The sequence below is a fragment of the Bacillus sp. SRB_8 genome (assembly GCF_003264205.1).
GTDB classification, from domain to species: domain Bacteria; phylum Bacillota; class Bacilli; order Bacillales; family Bacillaceae_G; genus Bacillus_A; species Bacillus_A mycoides.
Genome location: NZ_NADT01000004.1, coordinates 1 through 16,741, shown reverse-complemented (window position 1 = coordinate 16,741; position 16,741 = coordinate 1). Strand labels below are relative to the sequence as shown.

Annotated in this window: 14 protein-coding genes; 6 read left to right on the top strand and 8 right to left on the bottom strand. The window is 35.5% G+C overall.

Going from position 1 to position 16,741, the window contains the following annotated elements:
* Positions 1 to 52: 52 nt before the first annotated feature.
* The 8 genes from noc to rpmH all read right to left on the bottom strand — a co-directional run bounded on the left by noc (position 53) and on the right by rpmH (position 7,317).
* Positions 53 to 925 (bottom strand): nucleoid occlusion protein, encoded by an 873-nt coding sequence (gene noc, locus B5P40_RS02260; RefSeq protein WP_002016471.1) that lies wholly within the window; start codon positions 923 to 925, stop codon positions 53 to 55.
* A gap of 105 nt (positions 926 to 1,030) precedes the next feature.
* A complete protein-coding gene (gene rsmG / locus B5P40_RS02255; protein WP_002016472.1) occupies positions 1,031 to 1,750 on the bottom strand; it encodes a 16S rRNA (guanine(527)-N(7))-methyltransferase RsmG in 720 nt (239 codons plus the stop codon).
* A gap of 22 nt (positions 1,751 to 1,772) precedes the next feature.
* Entirely contained in the window at positions 1,773 to 3,662 is a 1,890-nt protein-coding gene (gene mnmG / locus B5P40_RS02250) for a tRNA uridine-5-carboxymethylaminomethyl(34) synthesis enzyme MnmG (RefSeq protein WP_002089958.1), read from the bottom strand.
* 58 nt (positions 3,663 to 3,720) lie between these two features.
* A complete protein-coding gene (mnmE, locus tag B5P40_RS02245) occupies positions 3,721 to 5,097 on the bottom strand; it encodes a tRNA uridine-5-carboxymethylaminomethyl(34) synthesis GTPase MnmE (RefSeq protein WP_113708782.1) in 1,377 nt (458 codons plus the stop codon).
* Positions 5,098 to 5,324: 227 nt separating this feature from the next.
* On the bottom strand, positions 5,325 to 5,942 hold the full coding sequence (jag, locus tag B5P40_RS02240; protein WP_002166368.1) for an RNA-binding cell elongation regulator Jag/EloR: 618 nt from the start codon (positions 5,940 to 5,942) through the stop codon (positions 5,325 to 5,327).
* Entirely contained in the window at positions 5,939 to 6,706 is a 768-nt protein-coding gene (gene spoIIIJ / locus B5P40_RS02235) for a YidC family membrane integrase SpoIIIJ (RefSeq protein ID WP_002089960.1), read from the bottom strand. The genes jag and spoIIIJ overlap by 4 nt, the downstream gene beginning before the upstream one ends.
* Positions 6,707 to 6,758: 52 nt before the next feature.
* Positions 6,759 to 7,106 carry a ribonuclease P protein component gene (rnpA, locus tag B5P40_RS02230; RefSeq protein ID WP_002089963.1) on the bottom strand — a complete coding sequence of 116 codons (348 nt, stop codon included), beginning with the start codon at positions 7,104 to 7,106 and terminating at the stop codon, positions 6,759 to 6,761.
* A 76-nt stretch (positions 7,107 to 7,182) separates the two neighbouring features.
* Positions 7,183 to 7,317, bottom strand: a complete 135-nt coding sequence (rpmH, locus tag B5P40_RS02225; protein WP_000831901.1) for a 50S ribosomal protein L34 — start codon at positions 7,315 to 7,317, stop codon at positions 7,183 to 7,185.
* A 563-nt stretch (positions 7,318 to 7,880) separates the two neighbouring features.
* Between rpmH and dnaA the strand changes: the two genes are divergently transcribed.
* From dnaA to gyrA, 6 genes are all read left to right on the top strand, one after another.
* Positions 7,881 to 9,221, top strand: a complete 1,341-nt coding sequence (gene dnaA / locus B5P40_RS02220) for a chromosomal replication initiator protein DnaA (protein WP_002016481.1) — start codon at positions 7,881 to 7,883, stop codon at positions 9,219 to 9,221.
* A gap of 182 nt (positions 9,222 to 9,403) precedes the next feature.
* Complete coding sequence (dnaN, locus tag B5P40_RS02215) at positions 9,404 to 10,549, top strand: DNA polymerase III subunit beta (protein WP_107888244.1); 1,146 nt, start codon at positions 9,404 to 9,406, stop codon at positions 10,547 to 10,549.
* A gap of 128 nt (positions 10,550 to 10,677) precedes the next feature.
* The gene (yaaA, locus tag B5P40_RS02210) at positions 10,678 to 10,890 is read left to right on the top strand and encodes a S4 domain-containing protein YaaA (protein ID WP_002016484.1); all 213 of its coding nucleotides are present in this window, start codon (positions 10,678 to 10,680) and stop codon (positions 10,888 to 10,890) included.
* 12 nt (positions 10,891 to 10,902) lie between these two features.
* The gene (gene recF / locus B5P40_RS02205) at positions 10,903 to 12,030 is read left to right on the top strand and encodes a DNA replication/repair protein RecF (protein WP_002034987.1); all 1,128 of its coding nucleotides are present in this window, start codon (positions 10,903 to 10,905) and stop codon (positions 12,028 to 12,030) included.
* Between the two features lie 38 nt (positions 12,031 to 12,068).
* Positions 12,069 to 13,991 carry a DNA topoisomerase (ATP-hydrolyzing) subunit B gene (gene gyrB / locus B5P40_RS02200; protein WP_033708486.1) on the top strand — a complete coding sequence of 641 codons (1,923 nt, stop codon included), beginning with the start codon at positions 12,069 to 12,071 and terminating at the stop codon, positions 13,989 to 13,991.
* 88 nt (positions 13,992 to 14,079) lie between these two features.
* Complete coding sequence (gene gyrA, locus B5P40_RS02195; protein ID WP_002034984.1) at positions 14,080 to 16,551, top strand: DNA gyrase subunit A; 2,472 nt, start codon at positions 14,080 to 14,082, stop codon at positions 16,549 to 16,551.
* Positions 16,552 to 16,741: the final 190 nt, after the last annotated feature.

Here is a 16,741-nt window from a genome sequence, read left to right as displayed (position 1 = left end):
GAAAATATAGTAAAAGAGACCTCTCCAATAGGATAAGGTCTCTAGCACGTAATTATTTTTTCTTCGGAATTTTAATCGTAATTTGATAGTATTCATCAAACTCTTCTTCCGCAGAATTAACATTCAAACCACTGTTAGCAACCATTTGTAATGATTGTCTAATCGTGTTCATAGCAATTCTCGCATCTCGACTTACTGCTTTTTGCTTCGCTTTGCGCTTTGGTTTTACTTCTTCTAGTAACTTTGCAATTCGTTCTTCTGTTTGCTTTACATTCAATTGCTTCTCCACAATCTCTTGTAAAACCTTCAGTTGTAATTCCTCATTTTTCAAAGGAATAAGGGCGCGAGCATGCCGTTCTGTAATACTTTTTTCTAATAATGCACTTTTGATTTCTTCAGGCAATTTTAATAATCGCAATTTATTTGCGACTGTCGATTGTCCTTTTCCAAGTCGTTGTGCCAATGCTTCTTGTGTTAAATTATGTAACTCAATCAGCTTTTGATATGCCACAGCTTCCTCAATTGCTGTTAATTCCTCACGTTGCAAATTTTCAATTAACGCTACAGAAGCTGTCTCAGTATCATTTAAATTCTTTATTATTGCAGGAACTTTTTCCCACCCTAACTTTGTTGCTGCGCGGAAACGCCTTTCCCCGGCAATAATCTCGTACTTATCATCCTCATACTGTCTCACAACAATCGGCTGGATAAGCCCATGTGTACGAATCGTTAATGCTAGCTCCTCAATACGTGCATCGTCAAAAACTGTTCGTGGTTGATAACGGTTAGGGGTAATGTTTACTATCGGAATTTCCTGTATTTCTTCATATACCTTTTTAGCTATTTCTTCATGGCTTTCGTCTTGTAATTCGAATTCGCTCTCTTTATCTCCAAAGCCAAATAAACGAGAAAACGTATTTTTCATACATATTCCACCACCTTTTAGGCCTATTGACTGTTCTACATAAAATGTTTCCTATGAAACATTTACGTTTTCATTTATATAATTTAATCTTACGTCTAATAAGATTTATTTTTCAATAGGTAATTTATTGGGCGTTCCCGGTTTGCGTGGATATTTCTTTGGTGTCTTGCGCTTTTTCTCGATTAATAAAATATTACGCTCGCTTTCTTCAAACGGTAATTGGAACGTAGACATTTCTTTCAATTCTCCACCAAGTACCTCTAAAGCATATTTGCCATTTTCGATTTCTTCGTTCGCCGCTGCACCTTTCATTGCAATGAATGTTCCCCCTACTTTTACAAGTGGTAAACATAGCTCACTTAATACAGAAAGACGTGCAACTGCACGTGCCATTACAATATCGTATGCTTCACGTACACCTTCTTTTTTCCCAAATGTTTCAGCACGATCATGACAAAATGCAACATCACTTAATTCTAACTTTTGCGCTAAGTGATTTAAGAAATTAATACGTTTTTGTAATGAATCTACAATTGTTACTTTTAAGTGTGGGAAACAGATTTTTAAAGGGATACTTGGGAATCCAGCTCCTGCTCCAACATCACAAATAGAAAATGGTTTCGAAAAATCATAATAAAAAGCCGCTGTAACAGAATCAAAAAAGTGTTTTAAGTATACTTCTTCTTTCTCCGTAATAGCCGTTAAGTTCATTTTTTCATTCCACTCTACTAATGTTTCAAAATAGATTCCGAACTGCTCTAACTGTCTAGAAGAGAGGGAAATACCCTTCTCTTCTAGCATAGATTGAAATTGTTCTATGTTCATCTAGCAATATCTCCTTACTATGTTATTGGTTCGATACTCGTGCAATTTTTCCTTGTTCAATGTAAATAAGCAAAATGGAAACATCAGCTGGATTTACGCCAGAAATACGTGAAGCTTGCCCCATTGAAAGCGGACGAACATCTTTCAATTTCTGTCTCGCTTCTGAGGCAAGGCTAGAAATCGCATCATAATCAATATCCACAGGAATTTTTTTGTTTTCCATTTTCTTCATACGTTCTACTTGCTGTAAAGATTTTTCAATGTATCCTTCGTACTTGGTCTGAATTTCAACTTGTTCCGTAATTTCATCACTTAATGCTACTTCACTTGGTACTAAAAGATGAATATGCTCATATGTCACCTCTGGACGACGTAATAAGTCACTTGCACGTATTCCATCTTTCAATTCACTTCCGCCAATACTACGAATTAATTCTTGAACTTCAGGACGCGGTTTAATAAAAATACTCTCTAACCGTTCCTTCTCCTGTTCAATTTGTAACTTTTTATTTGTAAATCGCTCATAGCGATCTTCTTTAATTAAGCCAATTTCACGACCAACTTCAGTTAAACGAAGGTCAGCATTATCATGGCGTAATAATAGGCGATATTCTGCACGAGACGTTAATAAACGATATGGTTCATTTGTACCTTTCGTTACAAGGTCATCAATCAAGACACCAATATAAGCATCAGCACGACCTAAAATAACTTCTTTTTTACCTAAAGAACGACACGCTGCATTAATTCCAGCCATAAGCCCTTGTCCTGCTGCTTCTTCGTAACCAGAAGTTCCGTTAATTTGTCCTGCTGTATATAAATTTTTAATTTTTTTCGTTTCAAGTGTTGGCCATAATTGAGTTGGTACGATCGCATCATATTCAATTGCATAACCCGTACGCATCATTTCAACATTTTCCAGGCCAGGAATTGTTCTAAGCATTGCACGCTGTACATCTTCTGGTAAGCTCGTCGATAAGCCTTGTACATATACTTCTTGTGTATTACGTCCTTCTGGCTCTAAGAAAATTTGATGACGTGGTTTATCATTAAATCTTACTACCTTGTCTTCAATTGAAGGGCAATATCTAGGCCCTGTTCCTTTAATCATACCAGAATACATAGCTGAGCGATGTAAGTTTTCATCTATTAAGCGATGTGTTTCTGTACTTGTATACGTTAACCAACATGGAATTTGATCCATAATAAATTTTGTCGTTTCAAAAGAGAAAGCACGCGGCTTATCATCACCTGGTTGAATTTCTGTTTTACTATAATCAATCGTATTACTGTTTACACGCGGAGGTGTACCTGTTTTAAATCTAACAAGATCAAAACCAAGTTCCTCTAAGTGTTCAGATAATGTAATAGATGGTTGCTGATTATTTGGACCACTTGAATATTTTAAATCTCCCATAATAATCTCACCACGTAAAAATGTTCCCGTTGTAATTACAACTGTTTTCGCTGTGTATTCAGCACCAGCTTGCGTAATTACCCCTTTACATACACCATCTTCAACAATTAAACGCTCTACCAGACCTTGAAACAACGTTAAGTTTGGTGTTTCTTCAATTGTTTTCTTTAATTCATGCTGGTAAGAGAATTTATCAGCTTGTGCACGAAGCGCGCGTACAGCTGGTCCTTTACCCGTATTTAACATACGCATTTGAATATGTGTTTTATCAATATTGCGTCCCATTTCTCCGCCTAATGCATCAATTTCACGAACAACAATCCCTTTTGCTGGTCCACCAACAGAAGGGTTACATGGCATGAACGCTACCATATCTAAGTTAATTGTTAACATTAATGTTTTTGAGCCCATTCGTGCTGCCGCAAGACCAGCTTCACATCCTGCATGACCTGCACCGATTACTATGACATCATATAAACCGGCATTGTATCCCATTGTTTATTCCTCCTAATAACCTCTATCTTACTAAAGCATCTCTGATTAAAGTTTTACTTTATTTTCCTAAACAAAATTGAGAGAACAATTGGTCAATTAAGCTTTCATGGACAGTATCACCAGTAATTTCACCAAGTATTTCCCACGCTCTTGTTAAATCAATTTGAACCATATCAATCGGAACACCATTTTCTATCGCTTCAATTGCATCGTTAATTGTTCTTCCTGCTTGTGTTAATAATCCGATATGTCTCGCATTAGACACATATGTCATATCCGCAGAATCAATTGTTCCTTCAAAGAATAAATCAGCTATTGCCTTTTCAAGCTCATCTATTCCTTGCTCCTCAATTAAAGATGTTGTAATAACACGATTTCCTACCGCTAAATCTGTAACACGTTCCATATCAATTTCTTGCGGTAAATCTGTCTTATTTACAATAACAATGAAATCTTTTCCTTGTACGGCACGGAATAGATCCTCATCTTCATTTGTTAAAGCCTCGCTATAATTCACTACAATTAACACTAAGTCTGCTTGGCTCATCATTTCCTTCGAACGCTCTACACCAATTCGTTCAACAATATCTTCCGTTTCACGAATTCCGGCTGTATCTATAAGTTTAAGTGGTACACCACGCACATTAACGTACTCTTCAATAACATCACGAGTTGTTCCTGCAATATCAGTTACAATTGCCTTTTTCTCCTGAACAAGACTATTTAATAGCGATGATTTCCCAACGTTAGGTCTACCGATAATCGCGGTAGAAATGCCTTCACGTAAAATCTTTCCTTGCTTCGATGTTTCTAATATCTTTGCAATTTCAGCACGAACATGTGTAGCTTTCTCAATTAAAATATTATGCGTCATCTCTTCTACATCATCATATTCTGGGTAATCTATATTCACTTCAATATGAGCTAATGTTTCTAATATTTCTTGACGCAGATGGCCGATTAATTTAGATAATCGTCCTTCCATTTGGTTAATCGCTACATTCATAGCACGATCTGTTTTCGCACGGATTAAGTCCATAACAGCTTCTGCTTGTGACAAATCAATACGTCCATTTAAAAAAGCACGTTTTGTAAATTCACCAGGCTCTGCCAGTCGTACTCCTTGCGCTAAAATAAGCTGTAATACTTTATTTACCGAAACAAGTCCACCATGACAGTTAATTTCTACTATATTTTCACGCGTAAAAGTCCTTGGTGCACGCATAATGGACACCATAACTTCTTCAATAACTTGATTTGTATCTAAATCGACAATATGACCATAATGAATTGTATGAGAAGAAACCTGTGTTAAATCCTTCCCTTTAAAAATACGATTGACTTTCTCAATCGCATCATCCCCACTTACTCGAACAATGGCAATTGCACCTTCCCCAAGTGCTGTGGAAATTGCGGCAATTGTATCAAATTCCATGTCCTTTCACCTCACTTGCTTATTTATCTCTATTTCAACATGAATTTTTTCCGTCACTAAATTATTAGGATACCATAACGAACCTATCTACAAAAGAATAATAACTCATTTTATTATGTCCTTATGTAAAAAACACTAAACTTATTCACAGTGGATAAGTTTAGTGTTTTTTAGTTATCCACATTTATTTTCTCCTCAAAAAAACCGGCACTCAATTGAGTAACCGGTCACTTGGAAGATATTACAACATACCGATGTGGTTCTTTTCCTTCAGAAGTTGTAATGATATTTTGATGATTAGATAATGCTTGGTGAATAATTTTTCGTTCGAAAGAAGGCATTGGTTCTAGAACAACTCTTTTTTTCGTACTCACTACTTGTTTTGCTAATCGATAGGAAAGAGATTCTAACGTATTTTTTCTTTTACTACGATAGTTTTCAGCATCCAGTGTAATACCAATATATTGCTTTGTATTACGGTTCGCAACAAGCTTTGTTAAATACTGTAAAGAATTCAACGTATTCCCTCTTTTACCAATTAAAACACCGATATTTTCACCAGAAATTGTAAATTCAACTTCGCGTCCTTTTACAATTTTTCTAATCTCAACTTCCACACCCATATTTTGAATAACATTTTTTAAATATTCTTCACATTCTTGGATTGGATCTTTTTTCAATACAACTTCTACAACAGCGGGGCGATTCCCAAATAAACCCAGGAACCCCCTCTTCCCCTCATCGATAATATTTATATCTACTCGATCTTTCGAAGCATTTAATTGTCTTAAAGCATCTTGTACTGCCAGCTCGACTGTTTGTCCTTTAGCAGTAATCATACTCACTTGCTTGATCCTCCTGCCTTACTAGCCTTAATTTCAGGCCCTTTGATCATATACATTTGAGCGATACCAAAGATATTACCAACTACCCAGTACAATGATAGTGCTGCTGGGAAGTTAATTGCAAAGACTAAAATCATAATTGGCATAAGCCAAATCATCATTGCCATTTGCGGATTTTGTCCAGCCGTTCCTGCCATTGCAAGCTTTTGCTGAATAAACGTCGTAATAGCTGCAACAATTGGAAGGATATAGAACGGATCCGCCTGTCCTAAATCGAACCATAAAAATGTATGTTCACTAATTGCTGTTGTTCTCATAATCGCATGATAAAACGCGAATAAAATAGGCATCTGAACAAATATTGGTAAACATCCTGCTAATGGGTTTACACCATTCTTTTGATATAACTGCATCATTTCTTGTTGTAGTTTTTGCTGTGTTGCTTGATCTTTAGAACTATATTTCTCTTTTAATTTCACCATTTCTGGTTGTAACGCCTGCATTGCTTTCGTACTCTTCGTTTGTTTAATCATTAATGGTAATAATGCAAAACGAATGATAAGAGTTGTAACAACGATTGCTAAACCGTAATTACTACCAAATAATTCTGCAAAATACGTGATTAACTGAGAAAGCGGGTATACGAAATATTCATTCCAAATCCCAGTGCTTTTCGGTGTAATCGGTTGATTTGTTTCACTACAGCCGGTAGCAATTGCCATTAGCATAATAACCATGGCTAATAAACCTATTTTCTTTTTCAAAGCCTGCTCCTCCTTGTTTCGGTATGTATATAGTGTAATTCATTTCCTTACGCTACTTTTTTATTCTTTTCATACCAGAGCGTTTAAAGACATGAATTAAGCTTTTCTTTAACTCTTCATATGTCATCTCTGCACAAGGCTTCCTTGCTATTATAACAAAATCTTTTCCAGAATCTATCTCATCTTTTAATTCTATAATCGATTGGCGAATCATACGCTTAATTCGATTACGCACTACTGCATTTCCTATTTTCTTACTAACAGAAAGACCAATGCGAAAATGTGGCTGTTTTTCTTTATCTAATTTGTATACAACAAACTGGCGATTGGCATTCGATTGTCCTTTTTGGAAAACAGCCTGGAATTCATCATTCTTTTTTATACGATTTTTTTTCTTCATATCATTTGACACTCCTGTATTTCATCAGCGGAAACTCATTATTATTAGAAAAAAAGACCACTGAACGATCAGTGGTCTACGCAGATAATACTTTTCTTCCTTTACGACGACGAGCTGCTAGCACTTTACGTCCGTTTGCTGTGCTCATACGGCTGCGGAAACCATGTACTTTGCTGCGCTTACGTTTATTTGGTTGGTAAGTTCTTTTCATTATATGACACCTCCCTGAGGAATATCTGTTAAAGACAGTCTAATAAATTATAGTAAATCAAATAGGAAAATGTCAATGGTTCTCGAAATTTTCATCAAATATTCATTTTTAACCTATTCACAAACTTTTTCACAGTACCTATATTCCCTTGTGGATAAATATATTTTCTCTTTTTTGTATCCACAAACTCTTTTTTTACTTTTACACAGTATATCGTGTTGTGGACAAGTTTATTCCACAAGGTATTGATTTTGTGGATAACTTTCTTAAATTCATTGCTATAGCTGCTTTTTTTTGATATTATAGTTGTGTTTTCACTTTGAATAAGTTTTCCACACCTTTATTTTATCCACAATTTGTGTATAACATGTGGATAGTTTAAATCACATGTGAGTAAATAGTTGTCCACATGTGTTATTTTGTCGAAAACTCTATCTCGGATACTAACGACGTTTTTATATTTTAAAATACGTTTCGTATAAATATGCATTAGAAGTATTTACAGGTTGTACAATTGTTGCGCAACCTTATTCTTTTACCATCTTTGTAAAGGAGGGACACCTTTGGAAAATATCTCTGATTTATGGAATAGTGCCTTAAAAGAATTAGAAAAAAAGGTAAGCAAGCCAAGTTATGAAACCTGGTTAAAATCAACAACTGCTCATAACTTAAAAAAAGATGTATTAACTATTACAGCTCCAAATGAATTCGCTCGTGACTGGCTAGAATCTCATTATTCGGAACTAATCTCCGAAACACTTTATGATTTAACAGGGGCAAAACTAGCTATTCGTTTTATCATTCCCCAAAGTCAGGCAGAAGAGGATATAGATCTCCCTTCTGTTAAGCAAAAACACGCACATGATGAGTCTAATCACTTACCACAGAGTATGTTAAACCCAAAATATACATTTGATACATTTGTTATTGGCTCTGGTAATCGTTTTGCACATGCTGCTTCTTTAGCTGTAGCTGAAGCACCAGCTAAAGCCTATAATCCGCTCTTTATTTACGGGGGCGTTGGACTTGGAAAAACACATTTAATGCACGCAATTGGGCATTATGTAATTGAACACAACCCAAATGCAAAAGTTGTATATTTATCATCTGAAAAATTTACAAATGAATTTATTAATTCAATTCGTGATAATAAAGCTGTCGATTTTCGTAATAAATATCGTAATGTAGATGTCTTATTGATAGATGATATTCAATTTCTTGCTGGAAAAGAACAAACACAGGAAGAGTTTTTCCATACATTTAATGCGTTACATGAAGAAAGTAAACAAATTGTGATTTCAAGCGATAGACCACCAAAAGAAATCCCAACTTTAGAAGATCGCCTTCGTTCTCGCTTTGAATGGGGGTTAATTACGGACATTACGCCACCAGATTTAGAAACTAGAATCGCAATTTTACGTAAAAAAGCAAAAGCAGAAGGTCTTGATATACCAAATGAAGTTATGCTTTATATCGCAAATCAAATCGATTCAAATATTCGTGAACTAGAGGGTGCACTTATTCGAGTTGTAGCTTATTCATCTTTAATTAATAAAGATATGAATGCTGATTTAGCGGCTGAAGCGCTTAAAAATATTATTCCAAACTCTATACCTAGAATTATTTCTATTTCTGATATTCAAAAGGCTGTTGGGGGCGTCTATCAAGTAAAATTAGAAGATTTCAAAGCAAAAAAACGGACAAAATCCGTTGCATTCCCTCGCCAAATTGCGATGTATTTATCACGTGAACTTACGGACTCATCTTTGCCAAAAATAGGTGAAGAATTTGGTGGCCGCGATCATACAACAGTAATCCATGCTCACGAAAAAATTTCGAAGCTATTAAAAACGGATACTCAATTACAAAAACACGTTGAAGAAGTTAAGGATATTTTAAAATAGTAGTAGCTGAATAGTGTGAATAACTTAGCTTATTTTACGCACAGTCTATCCACATGTAGATAGACTGTTTTTACATCTTTAAACAGAGTTATCCACATATCCACAAGCCCTAGTACTATTACTACTACTTTTATATCTTTATTAAATAAATAAAATCTTATACTTACCGGAGGTTTTTCGTTATGCGTTTTACAATACAAAAAGACTATCTTGTAAGAAGTGTACAAGATGTAATGAAGGCAGTTTCTTCTCGTACAACAATTCCAATTCTTACAGGGATTAAAGTTGTAGCAACTGAAGAAGGAGTTACTTTAACAGGTAGTGATGCAGACATCTCTATCGAATCATTTATCCCAGTCGAAGATGCTGGAAAAGAAATTGTGGAAATTGAACAAACAGGAAGTATTATTTTACAAGCAAAATATTTTAGTGAGATCGTAAAAAAATTACCTAAAGAAACTGTCGAAATTTCTGTAGAAAATCATTTTATGACAAAAATAAAATCTGGAAAATCAGAGTTCAACTTAAATGGTTTAGATGCTGCTGAATATCCGTTATTACCACAAATCGAAGAACATCATGTATTTAAGATTCCAACAGATTTACTAAAGCACATGATTCGTCAAACAGTATTTGCAGTTTCAAGTTCTGAAACAAGACCGATCTTGACAGGTGTAAACTGGAAGGTATATAACAGCGAGCTAACTTGTATTGCAACAGATAGTCACAGACTAGCACTTCGTAAAGCAAAAATCGAAGGGTATAATATTGCCGATGAATTTCAAGCGAATGTCGTTATTCCTGGTAAGAGCTTAAGTGAATTAAGTAAAATTCTAGATGAATCTGAAGAAATGGTAGATATCGTTATTACGGAGTATCAAGTATTATTCCGTACAAAACATTTATTATTCTTCTCAAGATTATTAGAAGGAAATTATCCAGATACAACGCGTTTAATTCCAGCTGAAAGTAAAACTGATATATTTGTAAATACAAAAGAATTTTTACAAGCGATTGATCGTGCGTCGCTGTTAGCAAGAGATGGTCGTAACAACGTTGTTAAATTATCGACATTAGAACAACAGATGTTAGAGATTTCTTCGAATGCACCAGAAATCGGAAAAGTAGTAGAAGAGGTTCAATGTGAAAATGTAGATGGAGAAGAATTAAAAATATCTTTTAGTGCAAAATATATGATGGACGCATTAAAGGCTTTAGACAGTACAGAAATTAAAGTTAGTTTTACTGGAGCGATGAGACCGTTTTTAATTCGCACAGTAAATGATAATTCCATTATCCAATTAATTTTACCAGTCCGTACTTACTAAGTAAGGATTAAGGGTTGCTAGTGTAAAGGTACTAGTGACCCTTATTTGATTTGTGGGGTATTACTTTCCTAATGCTAGTTTATTTAGTACAATGAAAGAATGAACACTTTCAGAAAGTGAGCGATTTTATGAAACTTATTAAGATTTCAACAGAATACATTACACTAGGACAATTTTTAAAGTTAGCTGATGTAATTGATACAGGTGGCGCTGTGAAATGGTTCTTACAAGAATATGAAGTATACGTGAATCAAGAACTTGAAAATAGAAGAGGCCGAAAGTTATATGCAAATGATATTGTTGAAATTCCGGGAAGCGGAACTTTCCAAGTTCAGGCATAAAGGGGGATCCCTTTGTTTATTACAGAAATACAATTAAAAAACTATCGCAATTATGAGCATTTAGAGCTTTCCTTTGAGGATAAAGTCAATGTAATTATTGGTGAAAATGCGCAAGGGAAAACGAATCTGATGGAAGCTATTTATGTATTGGCGATGGCGAAATCTCATAGAACTTCGAACGATCGTGAACTCATTCGTTGGGATGAGGATTATGGTAATATAAAAGGTAGATTACAAAGGCGAAATAGTTCAATATCCTTAGAATTAAATATTTCAAAAAAAGGTAAAAAGGCAAAGTTAAATCAGTTAGAACAACAAAAATTGAGCCAGTATATTGGTGAAATGAATGTTGTTATGTTTGCCCCAGAAGATTTAAATCTTGTAAAAGGAAGTCCTCAAGTACGAAGACGCTTTTTGGATATGGAACTTGGACAAATAGCTCCGGTCTATTTGTATGAATTAAGTCAATATCAAAAGGTACTCACGCAACGAAATCATTTACTTAAGAAGATGCAAGGGAATAGTAAAAATGAGGAAACGATGTTGGATGTATTTACACTTCAACTTATTGAGCATGGTGCAAAAATTTTGCGAAAACGTTTTGAGTTTTTGCATTTACTACAAGAATGGGCTGCTCCAATTCATCGCGGAATTAGCAGGGGATTAGAGGAGTTAGAAATCGTTTATAAACCAAGTGTAGATGTATCAGAATCAATGGATTTGTCGAAAATAAAAGAAGTATACTATGAAAGTTTTCAATCTGTGAAACAACGTGAAATTTTTCGGGGTACAACTTTACTTGGTCCTCATCGTGATGATTTACAATTCTTCGTTAATAGTAAAAATGTTCAAGTCTTTGGTTCACAAGGACAACAACGAACAACCGCACTATCCCTAAAATTGGCTGAAATTGAATTGATATACTCAGAGGTTAAGGAATATCCAATTCTTTTACTAGATGATGTGTTATCAGAATTAGATGATTATCGTCAATCGCATCTGCTAAATACAATTCAAGGAAAAGTACAAACCTTTGTGACAACGACGAGTGTGGAGGGAATTGAACATGAAACATTGAAAGAAGCGAAAACAATTCATGTAACGAACGGCACGGTAGATTGTGAAATAGACAGAAAATAATTTCTGTTTAAATGGAAAAGTAGGTGATCTTTGTGTCAATGGAACAAAAGCAAATACAGGAAAATGCATATGATGAAAGTCAGATTCAGGTGTTAGAAGGACTGGAGGCAGTTCGAAAGCGTCCTGGTATGTATATCGGTTCTACAAGTGGAAAAGGTCTTCATCACCTCGTGTGGGAAATTGTTGATAACAGTATTGATGAAGCTTTAGCAGGATATTGTGATGAAATTAATGTCAGTATTGAAGAAGATAATAGTATTGTTGTAACAGATGATGGTCGTGGTATCCCTGTTGGTATACAAGAAAAAATGGGACGTCCTGCTGTAGAAGTTATTATGACGGTACTCCATGCCGGTGGTAAATTTGGCGGTGGTGGTTATAAAGTTTCTGGTGGTTTGCATGGTGTAGGTGCATCTGTTGTAAATGCTTTATCAACAGAATTAGAGGTATTTGTACATCGAGATGGAAAAATACACTATCAAAAATATGAACGTGGGGTCCCGGCTGCGGATTTAAAAGTAATAGGTGAAACTGATCGTACAGGAACGATCACACGCTTTAAGCCAGATTCAGAAATTTTTACAGAGACGACAGAATACGAATTTGATACATTAGCGACTCGTATGCGTGAGTTGGCGTTTTTAAATCGTAATATTAAATTAACAATTGAAGATAAGCGTGAACATAAGCAAAAGAAAGAATTCCATTATGAAGGTGGAATTAAATCATATGTTGAACATTTAAATCGTTCAAAACAACCGATTCATGAAGAACCTGTATATGTTGACGGTTCAAAAGATGGGATTCAGGTTGAGGTTGCTCTTCAATATAACGAAGGCTATACAAATCATATTTATTCATTTACAAATAATATTCATACGTATGAAGGCGGTACACATGAGGTAGGTTTTAAGACTGCGCTAACACGTGTAATTAACGATTATGGTCGTAAAAATAATATTTTAAAAGATGCGGATAGTAATTTAACTGGTGAAGATGTTCGTGAAGGCTTAACAGCAATCGTGTCAATTAAGCATCCAAATCCACAATTTGAAGGACAAACAAAGACGAAACTTGGAAATAGTGAAGCGAGAACGATTACAGAGTCTGTATTCTCAGAGGCGTTTGAAAAGTTCTTACTAGAAAATCCCAATGTTGCACGTAAAATTATAGATAAAGGGACTATGGCAGCACGTGCACGTGTAGCGGCTAAAAAGGCTCGTGAACTAACGCGCCGAAAGAGTGCTCTAGAAGTTTCAAGTTTACCAGGGAAGCTAGCTGATTGTTCTTCTAAAGATCCAGCAATTAGCGAAATTTATATCGTGGAGGGTGACTCTGCGGGCGGATCTGCAAAACAAGGACGCGATCGTCATTTTCAAGCGATTTTACCACTGAAGGGTAAAATTATTAACGTTGAAAAGGCACGTTTAGATAAGATTTTATCAAATGATGAAGTTCGTACAATTATTACAGCAATTGGTACAAATATTGGTGGGGATTTTGCTATTGAAAAAGCTCGCTATCATAAAGTTATTATTATGACAGATGCCGATGTTGATGGTGCACATATTCGTACCCTATTATTAACGTTCTTCTATCGTTATATGCGTCAAATCATTGAGTGCGGATATATATATATCGCACAGCCACCGTTGTTTAAAGTACAACAAGGTAAAAAAATTCAATATGCTTATAACAATAAAGAACTTGAAAAAATACTAGCTGAATTACCAGCTCAACCTAAGCCTGGGATTCAGCGTTATAAAGGTTTAGGGGAAATGAATCCAACTCAGCTGTGGGAGACGACAATGGACCCAGAAGTACGTTCGTTACTTCAAGTTTCCCTTCAAGATGCAATTGAAGCGGATGAAACATTTGAAATTTTGATGGGTGATAAAGTAGAGCCGCGTCGTAACTTTATCCAAGAAAATGCAAAATACGTGAAAAACCTTGATATTTAAGTGAGTAATGACAGGAATCTAAGTATTCCTGTCTTCTACATATAAATCAATGTATGTGTAACGGAAATGTAAGAGGAGGTGCTCGTTGATGTCAGACAATCAACAACAAGCACGAATTCGAGAAATTAATATTAGTCATGAAATGCGTACCTCATTTTTAGATTACGCAATGAGTGTTATCGTGTCTCGTGCATTACCAGATGTTCGTGATGGATTAAAACCAGTTCATCGTAGGGTTTTATATGCGATGAATGATTTAGGAATTACAGCTGATAAAGCATATAAGAAGTCGGCGCGTATTGTCGGCGAAGTAATTGGTAAGTATCACCCGCACGGTGATTCAGCTGTTTATGAAACAATGGTACGTATGGCACAAGATTTTAGTCAACGTTACATGCTTGTTGATGGACATGGTAATTTCGGTTCTGTTGATGGAGATTCAGCGGCAGCAATGCGTTATACAGAAGCAAGAATGTCTAAGATTTCTATGGAATTAATACGCGATATTACAAAGAATACAATTGATTATCAAGATAACTACGATGGTTCTGAAAGAGAGCCAGTTGTATTACCAGCGCGTTTCCCTAACTTATTAGTCAATGGTACGACGGGTATTGCGGTTGGTATGGCAACAAACATTCCACCGCATCAACTTGGAGAAGTAATTGATGGTGTGTTGGCATTAAGTCATAACCCTGATATCACTATCGCGGAATTAATGGAATATATTCCTGGACCAGACTTCCCGACTTCAGGTTTAATCTTAGGGCGAAGTGGAATTCGAAGAGCTTACGAAACAGGTCGCGGTTCTATTATACTTCGTGCTAAAGTTGAAATTGAAGAGAGAGCAAATGGTAAACAAACTATTATCGTAACAGAACTACCTTATCAAGTTAATAAGGCGCGATTAATTGAAAAGATCGCAGAACTAGTTCGCGATAAGAAAATTGAAGGTATTACAGATTTACGTGATGAATCAGATCGAAATGGTATGCGTATTGTTATGGAAGTACGTCGTGATGCCAATGCCAATGTACTATTAAATAATCTATATAAACATACAGCACTCCAAACAAGTTTCGGTATTAATATGTTGTCTCTTGTAAATGGAGAGCCACAAGTCTTAAATTTAAAACAAAATCTATATTATTATTTAGAGCATCAAAAGGTAGTGATTCGTAGACGTACTGCTTATGAATTAGAGAAAGCAGAAGCGCGTGCTCATATTTTAGAAGGCTTACGAATTGCTTTAGATCATCTTGATGAAGTTATTACTTTAATCCGTAGTTCAAAAACAGCTGATATTGCAAAACAAGGTTTAATGGAACGTTTCGGCTTAAGTGAGAAACAAGCGCAAGCGATTTTAGATATGCGTTTGCAACGTTTAACCGGATTAGAACGCGAAAAAATCGAACAAGAATATCAAGATTTAATGAAGATAATTGCAGAGTTAAAAGCAATTTTAGCAGACGAAGAAAAAGTTCTTGAAATTATTCGCGAGGAATTAGCTGAAGTAAAAGAGCGTTTTAATGATAAGAGAAGAACAGAAATTACAATTGGCGGTATGGAAGCTATAGAGGATGAAGATTTAATCCCAGAACAAAATATCGCAATTACACTTACTCATAATGGTTATATTAAGAGGTTACCGGCTTCTACGTACAAAACACAGAACCGTGGGGGACGTGGTGTACAAGGAATGGGTACGAATGATGATGACTTTGTCGAACATTTATTAACAACGTCTACTCATGATCATATTTTATTCTTCACAAACAAGGGTAAAGTATACCGTACAAAAGGATATGAAATTCCAGAGTATAGTCGTACAGCAAAAGGTATACCGATTATTAATCTATTAGGGGTAGATAAGGGTGAGTGGATCAACGCTATTATTCCAATTCGTGAATTTGGTGACGACCAGTTCTTATTCTTTACAACGAAACAAGGTATCTCTAAGAGAACACCACTTTCGTCATTTGCCAATATACGTACAAATGGTTTAATTGCAATTTCTCTTCGTGAAGAGGATGAATTAATCTCTGTACGCTTAACATCTGGTGATAAGGATATTATCGTTGGGACAAGTAACGGTATGTTAATTCGTTTCAATGAGCAAGATGTGCGTTCAATGGGACGTAATGCGGCTGGTGTAAAAGCAATTACATTAGGTGATGAAGATCAAGTTGTAGGTATGGAAATTGTCGAAGAGGATGTAAATGTTCTAATTGTAACCAAAAATGGTTATGGAAAGCGTACACCGATTGATGAATACCGCCTGCAAAGTCGTGGTGGTAAAGGTCTGAAGACTTGTAATATTACAGATAAAAACGGTAAGTTAGTAGCGGTTAAGTCTGTAACAGGTGAAGAAGACATTATGTTAATTACAGCAGCAGGCGTTATTATTCGTATGCCGGTTGATCAAATTTCTCAAATGGGACGTAATACACAAGGTGTTCGTCTAATTCGATTAGAAGATGAGCAAGAGGTAGCGACAGTAGCAAAAGCGCAAAAAGATGAAGAAGAAGAATCTAATGAAGAGGATTCGTCTGAAGAGTAAGAGTGGGGATTTCTCCCCCTCTTATTTTTTTATAATAATACTTGCATAGCAATAGGAAAGTGTATATAATAGGAAAAGTCAGCAAATGAGAGATACAAGTTATCGAAAAAAACTTGTTGACGAAAATAATATACTATGATATATTATGAAAGTCGCTGAAACGCGATGTTGAACTTTGAAAACTAAACGA

What these genes read in the sequence shown, in the direction of transcription:
- yaaA (WP_002016484.1), top strand. Translation starts at nt 10,678, where the DNA reads ATGAAACTTATTAAGATTTCAACAGAATACATTACACTAGGACAATTT.
- rnpA (WP_002089963.1), bottom strand. Translation starts at nt 7,106, where the DNA reads ATGAAGAAAAAAAATCGTATAAAAAAGAATGATGAATTCCAGGCTGTT.
- rsmG (WP_002016472.1), bottom strand. Translation starts at nt 1,750, where the DNA reads ATGAACATAGAACAATTTCAATCTATGCTAGAAGAGAAGGGTATTTCC.
- noc (WP_002016471.1), bottom strand. Translation starts at nt 925, where the DNA reads ATGAAAAATACGTTTTCTCGTTTATTTGGCTTTGGAGATAAAGAGAGC.
- gyrB (WP_033708486.1), top strand. Translation starts at nt 12,069, where the DNA reads ATGGAACAAAAGCAAATACAGGAAAATGCATATGATGAAAGTCAGATT.
- dnaN (WP_107888244.1), top strand. Translation starts at nt 9,404, where the DNA reads ATGCGTTTTACAATACAAAAAGACTATCTTGTAAGAAGTGTACAAGAT.
- rpmH (WP_000831901.1), bottom strand. Translation starts at nt 7,317, where the DNA reads ATGAAAAGAACTTACCAACCAAATAAACGTAAGCGCAGCAAAGTACAT.
- mnmE (WP_113708782.1), bottom strand. Translation starts at nt 5,097, where the DNA reads ATGGAATTTGATACAATTGCCGCAATTTCCACAGCACTTGGGGAAGGT.
- gyrA (WP_002034984.1), top strand. Translation starts at nt 14,080, where the DNA reads ATGTCAGACAATCAACAACAAGCACGAATTCGAGAAATTAATATTAGT.
- mnmG (WP_002089958.1), bottom strand. Translation starts at nt 3,662, where the DNA reads ATGGGATACAATGCCGGTTTATATGATGTCATAGTAATCGGTGCAGGT.